Source organism: Candidatus Cloacimonas sp. (assembly GCA_035403355.1).
Classification (GTDB): domain Bacteria; phylum Cloacimonadota; class Cloacimonadia; order Cloacimonadales; family Cloacimonadaceae; genus Cloacimonas.
Genome location: DAONFA010000030.1, coordinates 21,188 through 28,114 on the forward strand (window position 1 = coordinate 21,188; position 6,927 = coordinate 28,114).

At 36.1% G+C, this 6,927-nt stretch carries 7 protein-coding genes and 1 tRNA gene; 2 read left to right on the top strand and 6 right to left on the bottom strand.

The window, feature by feature from the left end; translation table 11 throughout:
- Window positions 1–12: 12 nt before the first annotated feature.
- The 4 genes from clpX to PLE33_07595 form a co-directional block, all read right to left on the bottom strand.
- Window positions 13–1,260: an ATP-dependent Clp protease ATP-binding subunit ClpX gene (clpX, locus tag PLE33_07580; GenBank protein ID HPS61109.1), complete on the bottom strand. Its 1,248-nt coding sequence runs from the start codon at window positions 1,258–1,260 to the stop codon at window positions 13–15.
- 90 nt (window positions 1,261–1,350) lie between these two features.
- On the bottom strand, window positions 1,351–1,935 hold the full coding sequence (gene clpP, locus PLE33_07585) for an ATP-dependent Clp endopeptidase proteolytic subunit ClpP (protein HPS61110.1): 585 nt from the start codon (window positions 1,933–1,935) through the stop codon (window positions 1,351–1,353).
- Window positions 1,932–3,227, bottom strand: coding sequence for a trigger factor (locus tag PLE33_07590; GenBank protein HPS61111.1), 1,296 nt, complete (start codon window positions 3,225–3,227; stop codon window positions 1,932–1,934). Before PLE33_07590 ends, clpP begins: the two co-directional genes overlap by 4 nt.
- 32 nt (window positions 3,228–3,259) lie before the next feature.
- Window positions 3,260–3,345, bottom strand: a tRNA-Leu gene (locus PLE33_07595).
- Window positions 3,346–3,507: 162 nt separating this feature from the next.
- Here PLE33_07595 and PLE33_07600 point away from each other — a divergent pair.
- Window positions 3,508–4,092, top strand: coding sequence for a DUF4433 domain-containing protein (locus PLE33_07600; protein ID HPS61112.1), 585 nt, complete (start codon window positions 3,508–3,510; stop codon window positions 4,090–4,092).
- A gap of 11 nt (window positions 4,093–4,103) precedes the next feature.
- Window positions 4,104–5,216 (top strand): macro domain-containing protein, encoded by a 1,113-nt coding sequence (locus tag PLE33_07605; GenBank protein ID HPS61113.1) that lies wholly within the window; start codon window positions 4,104–4,106, stop codon window positions 5,214–5,216.
- Between the two features lie 380 nt (window positions 5,217–5,596).
- Here PLE33_07605 and panC read toward each other — a convergent pair whose 3' ends face one another.
- Both panC and PLE33_07615 read right to left on the bottom strand, forming a co-directional pair.
- The gene (panC, locus tag PLE33_07610) at window positions 5,597–6,436 is read right to left on the bottom strand and encodes a pantoate--beta-alanine ligase (GenBank protein HPS61114.1); all 840 of its coding nucleotides are present in this window, start codon (window positions 6,434–6,436) and stop codon (window positions 5,597–5,599) included.
- Entirely contained in the window at window positions 6,436–6,792 is a 357-nt protein-coding gene (locus PLE33_07615) for an aspartate 1-decarboxylase (protein HPS61115.1), read from the bottom strand. Before PLE33_07615 ends, panC begins: the two co-directional genes overlap by 1 nt.
- Window positions 6,793–6,927 lie beyond the last annotated feature (135 nt).

Below are 6,927 nucleotides of genomic sequence, written 5' to 3' on the forward strand. Positions count from 1 at the left end.
CAATTCTCCTGTTTATTTTTCATTAGCTACTTTATTTCGGGAATTGATGGGTTTAATATATCCGTATTTTGGCTCATCGGTTAAAGATACTACTTCGGGGGTGATGGTACAGCTATTTATATCGGAACGGTCTGGAATACTAAACATTATTTTCAGCATAAATTTTTCCATAATGGAACGCAAACCACGAGCTCCGGTTTTTTGTTTGATAGCTGTTCGGGCAATTTCTTTAAGCGCTTCTTCCGAAAATTCCAGGCGCACTCCATCCATTTCAAAGAATTTTTGATATTGCTTGCAGATAGCGTTTTTGGGCTTCATCAAAATATCTATCAAAGCATCTTCGCTAAGTTCATGGAGAGTGCAAATAACCGGCATTCTACCAATCAGTTCAGGAATTAAACCATACTTCAAAAGGTCTTGCGGAACAGTATAATCAAAGATATTGGCGTCATTTCTATTTTTGCCTAATTCCACATCAAAGCCGATTGCTTTTTTATCCATTCGTTCCTTAATGATGCTTTCCAGCCCGAAGAAAGCTCCTCCAGCGATAAATAAGATGTTTTTAGTATCCATCTCAATAAAATCCTGCTGAGGATGTTTGCGGCCTCCTTTGGGGGGAACATTCACTTTGGTTCCTTCCAAAATTTTCAGCAATGCCTGTTGCACTCCTTCACCGCTAACATCACGAGTGATAGAAGGTGTTTCAGATTTCCGGCTGATTTTATCTATTTCATCAATATAAACAATGCCCCTCTCTGCTTTGGCAACATCATAATTGGCATTTTGTAATAAGCGCACCAAAATGTTTTCTACATCTTCACCTACATAACCTGCTTCGGTTAAAGTGGTGGCATCGGAAATAGCAAAAGGAACTTGTAAAAACCGTGCCAAGGTTTGGGCAATAAGTGTTTTTCCGCTTCCTGTAGGTCCAATCATCAGGATATTACTTTTTTCCAGATCTACATCATCGTCGTATTTCTGTTTGTAAATGCGCTTGTAGTGATTGTAAACAGCCACGGAGATGATTTCTTTGGCACTATCCTGACCGATTACATATTGGTCTAAATATGCTTTTATTTTACTGGGAACCGGTGCTTCAAATTCTTCCGGGTGAATTTCTTCTTTACTGGAATCAATTATATTGTGGCACATCACGACACATTCATCGCAAATGTTACCGGCAATTCCTCTGATTAGATTCTTAACTTCGTGTTCGCCTCTTCCGCAAAAGGAACAGGTTAAAGTTCTGTATTTATCCAAGGATTCCTCCTTTTATTCAGTTACTCGTTTTTGGGTTACTGTATTTCTTCTATATTATTCTTTTTCTTATACGGCTTAAATTTCGTCAAGCTATTTTCGCACGGAAATAACTTCATCTATAATTCCGTATTCTTTTGCCTCTTCAGCGCTCATAAAATAGTTCCGTTCTGTGTCTTCCAGAATTTTTTCTATGCTTTGACCGCTGTGAGTATGCAAAATTTCATTCATTCTACCCCGCAAATAGAGAATTTCTTTTGCCTGAATCTCTATATCGGTTGCCTGTCCCTGAGCTCCACCCATTGGCTGATGAATCATAATTCTGCTATTGGGCAGGGCAGTTCTTTTTCCGGGAGCACCGGCTGCAAGTAAAACAGCTGCCATACTTGCTGCCTGACCAATACAGATTGTACTTACGCTGGGCTTAATATATTGCATTGTATCATAGATAGCAAGTCCGGCAGAAATAACTCCCCCGGGACTATTAATATACATATAAATATCTCGCTCAGGGTCTTCACCTTCCAAATGAAGTAATTGGGCAACAACCGTATTTGCCAAATTATCTTCAATCACTCCCCCAACGAAGACGATTCTGTCTTTTAGTAATCGGGAATAAATGTCGTAGGCACGTTCCGACCGACCTACCTGTTCTATAACGATTGGGACAAAACTCATTGTTCCTCCTCCCTTATTTCTGTCTCGGGTTCCAGATTGTTTTCTTCTTCGGTTTCTTCTTTAATCACAAACTCACAGGTTTGAGCGATTTTTCTTAAGATCCAGTATTCTTTAGCATCAGTAGCAATATCCTCAGAAGACATATCTTTCAAATAATGTTCTTTATACGCTTCCGAGCTCATATTCTTGGAAATAGCTAAATGGGTTATGTGTTCTTCTATCATTTCCTGGTTAAGCTCAATAGGCATAATTCGTAATAGATTATTGGTAATATATATTTTTATTAAGGTAGAAGCATAAGCTATGTAGAGATACTGATGATAATATTCCCGGATATTTTCATCTTTAATATCCTTCATTTGGTCTTCTACAATATATGTTAGCATTTTAATGGGTAATTCAAACTTGTTTTCCAAATAAAGCTTATCTACCAGAGCTTCATTTTCTACATCTATATTGTAATGTTCATTTTTCAACCTTAAATCCTCTCTGATTTTTGCTTTCATATCTTCCAAAGAATCAAATTCCATATCTTTGGCAAATTCATCATCAAGTTCCGGATATTCTGTTCTGGAAATACTATTTACCATTAGTTTGCAATCATATTCTGCCTCATTATCCAGCGGAAGTTCATAATCTTCAGTGGCTTCCATAATATCTTTTCCGGTTAATTTTACTTGCAATGTTTCACCAATATTCAGGTCTAATAATTCCGGCAGCGTTCCCGGTTCATCATCTATTCCAGCATAGAGGGTACCTGTCCTGTTATAAGTTTCATTATTATGTTGAAAAGATATCTCTACCTTTACTTGATCATCTTTCAATGCTGTTTCTACATCAATCACCCGGCAATTTGAGGATTGTAATCTTGCAATAAAATCATCCACTTCTTTTTCCAAATCCTTCGGTTTATATGAAACAGTTAAACCCTCTATCTGTTTGAATTCAATAAACGGTTCATGTTCAATCTCTACTTGGATTGTCATATCACTGCCTTTTTCCCAATTGATGTCTTTTATATCAGGCATAGCAAGATATTTTATGTTATTTTCCGCAACAACTTTCTTGAAGACCTCAATTACATAATCTTCAATAAAATAGTCCTTTATTTTATCTGCATACATCCTCTCAACGGTATTAAGCGGAGCTTTACCTTTCCGAAAACCTGGAACACTAAAATCCTTTGCTGCATTTTGCAGAAATTTTGCGTATGCCACATCAACTTCCGCAGAAGGAATAAGAAGATTAATGTCCTTGGTTACTGCATTTACTTGATTGATTTCTACTTGCACTCTTTTCTCCTGTATCTTTTAGCTTAAAAATTTGGTGCGAAAGAGGGGACTTGAACCCCTATGAGTTATCCTCACTGGATCCTAAGTCCAGCGCGTCTGCCAATTCCGCCACTTTCGCACTCATTTTATTATAAACTAAACCAAAGAAAATAACCTTGCCCTTCTGTCAAGTGCTGCGTTATTAGTTTGCTATATAAGGATTAAGAAAGGACGAAAAAATTATATTGACAGGATACAAGCAAAATTTTATTCAAACAATAGAATATTTGGTGAGGATAACATGCCTTTTCACAATGAACTATTTTACATAACCCATATAGAAAATATTCCATCAATAATGAAAAATGGGATTATGTGTTATGAAAGAGCAAAAAAATTAAAGCATAAATCAATTGCCTTGGAAGAAGTTCAAGAAAGAAGAGATAGAAAAAAAATACCCAATGGGAGAATGCTTCACGAGTATGTTAATCTCTATTTTAATCCGAGAAATCCTATGATGTATAAGCGTAAAGCATATTATAAAGAAATATGTGTTTTATCTGTAAATCCGATTATTTTAGAATGTGAAGGTGTAGTTATTTCAGATATGAATGCAGCCAGAAATATTTGTAGATTTATGGAACCTAAAACAGCGCTTTTGACCCTTGATTTTAATGAAATATATATTGAAAATTGGAATTCAGCTGAAGATGAAGAAAAATATCGCTTAAAGGGCTCAGTATGCGCTGAAGCATTAATACCGGATAGGGTTTCCTACGAATATATTCAATGCTCTTATATAGCAGATTCTGAGCTTATAAACATTTTTATTGAATATGGTTTTGATAAACCTGTTCTGTTAAAACCCAATATGTTCTTTAGATAAGGGAGGATGGAATGATAAAAGTTTTAACTGGGGATATTTTAAGCAGTTCTATGCAAACCAAAGTTAATACCGTTAACTGTGTTGGAGTTATGGGTAAAGGAATAGCAAAACTTTTTAAACTGCAATATCCGGAAATGTATGAAGATTATGTAGATAGATGTAAAGCAGGAGAAGTTCAAGAAGGCATTCCCTATCTCTATAAAGATATTTTTGGCAATCAGATATTGAATTTCCCTACTAAAAAACATTGGAAGGATTTATCTAACCTTGAAAGCATTAGCAAGGGACTGGATTATTTTATCCAACATTATCACGACTGGGATATTAATTCCATTGCATTTCCACCTTTAGGTTGTGGAAATGGAGGTCTATTATGGCAGCAGGTAGGTCCTGTTATGTATCAAAAGCTTTCTCAAATAGATATTCCGGTGGAAATTTATGCTCCCTACGGCACTGAAAGAAAGTATCTGACCCGGGAATTTTTATGCTCATCACCCGATTTATCTAAACCAGCCCAAACTTTAGATAGGGAAATATTACCTGGTTATATCGCCATTCTGGAAATTTTGTACCGTTTGGAAAAAATGAAATATACTGTGAATATTGGTTATACGATATTTCAAAAAATCTGTTATCTTTCGGATTTGGCAGGGATAGATACAGGACTTCAGTTTAAAAAAGGAAAATTCGGTCCTTATTCTCCAGATATAAATAAACTTCATCATTTACTTAGTAGGGAAAACCTAATATCTATTGCTTCCAAAGGTAACCAGATAGCCATTAAAACAGGAATTGAATACCCTAATCTCAGAATTAAAAGTAAATCAATAATCTCACAATATGAAAGTATTATTGCTAAAGTTGTTGACCTGTTCAGTAGAATAAAATCTACTAAACACGCTGAAGAAATCGGGACTATAATCTATGCTTTAGAAGAGCTTGCTCAAGGTAGTAAAACTAACCTCGTTTCGGAAATGGATTTTTACAATTATATTTTAAGCTGGAAAAAGCAATGGAACACTCCTGAAAAAAAGGAATCTATCGCCTATACTATCAGATATCTTGTTATTCAAGGATGGATAGATATTGCTTATAGCGAAGAACTACCGGTTGATTATTACTAAATAATGGTGGGGACTTTTCACCCTTTTTTAGGATGTTTTAACTCCCAATTTTTACCTGTTTTCAATGCAAACCATGCATTTCTTGAAAATCAAATAGGAATATTCTTTATTTACTGGAAGAATTGGCTAACTCAAATAAAAACCTGCCATTAGAAAATTGAATAAATATCAATCCCAAAGAGAACCCGTAATTTTCTCAATAAAACTCCAATATGACTCCCGTATCGTTCCGGTATCGTGATATGGGAACGATACGGGAATCTCATTAACCGCGTATCGCAAATAAGAAGGATTTGTTACATAACTATTTTTGGGATGGGAAAAAAAGGTGAGGCAAATATTTATTTAAGAGAGCTTGCCTGCTATTAGCAAATGTTTTATTATGCTTTTAAGAGAGCATTATCAATCAGCCGTGTTTTTCCGATATAAACTGCCAGCATAATACGCGTATCTTCATCGGCTACAGTAGGTTCTTGTAGCGAATTAGAATCCACGAAGCTGATGTAATCAATTTTGCCACCGGAGCTTTCAATTATTTCTTTTGCCCTATTTTTTAACAGAGAAACATCTTTTAACCCCTGTTTATATAGAGTTTGGGATTCCTTAATTGTCTGATACAAACATAATGCCTGTTTACGCTGTTCAGGATTGAGGTAGATATTACGGCTGCTCATTGCTAATCCATCGTCTTCTCTAACAATGGGACAGGAAACTATTCGGGTATTGCAATTCAGGTCTTTAAGCATTGTTTTCAGCACTGTAACCTGCTGGAAATCCTTTTCTCCCATAAACATTAAATTGGGTTTAATAAGATTAGTGAGCTTCAAAATAATTGTAGCCACTCCTCTGAAATGCCCCGGACGGCTTGCTCCGCAAAGAATTGAGCTGAGACCTTCCACATTTACCCAGGTTCTATATGGTTCCGGATATATTTGTTGGGGAGAAGGATGAAAAACATAATCCACCCGATACTTTTTCAGCAATTCCAAATCCCTTTGCAAATCCCGCGGATAACTGGTAAAATCTTCATTAGGTCCAAACTGCGAAGGATTTACAAAGATGGAAACAACAGTTGTATCACATTGTCTATTTGCCTCCGCTACCAGGGAAAGATGCCCTTGATGAAAATATCCCATCGTCGGAACAAAACCAATTTTCTTGCCCCTATCCCATTTATTACTGATTTCCTGCATTTGCAGAATGCTTTCAATAATCTGCATTAGAGAATACTCTCTATTTTATTATTAGCGGTTAAAACTACTACGCACGGTTTATGATGCTGCATTTCTGCCTCATCCAATAAGCCATAAGTCATAATGATAACTTTGTCTCCAACCTGAACTAAGCGCGCCGCTGCTCCATTAATTCCAATAATTCCGCTGCCGCGTTTGCCCTTAATAATATATGTGGAAAAACGGCTTCCGTTGGTGATGTCAAATACATCTACCCGCTCAAATTCCCGCATTCCACTCTTCTCCAATAAATCTTCATCTATTTTGATACTGCCATTATAATTCAGGTCACATTCTGTTACTGTAGCCCGATGCAGCTTTGCTAAAAGGATTTGCCGTAGCATCTATTTTCTCCTGTTTTTTTTGTCCTTAATATCCAAAGCACTGCTTTTGTCAATAAAATTCCCTATAATGCAAACCCTTAAAAAAATAATTTGCATATCTAAGGAGTTGGATTATAATATAATTATGAGAGGTTG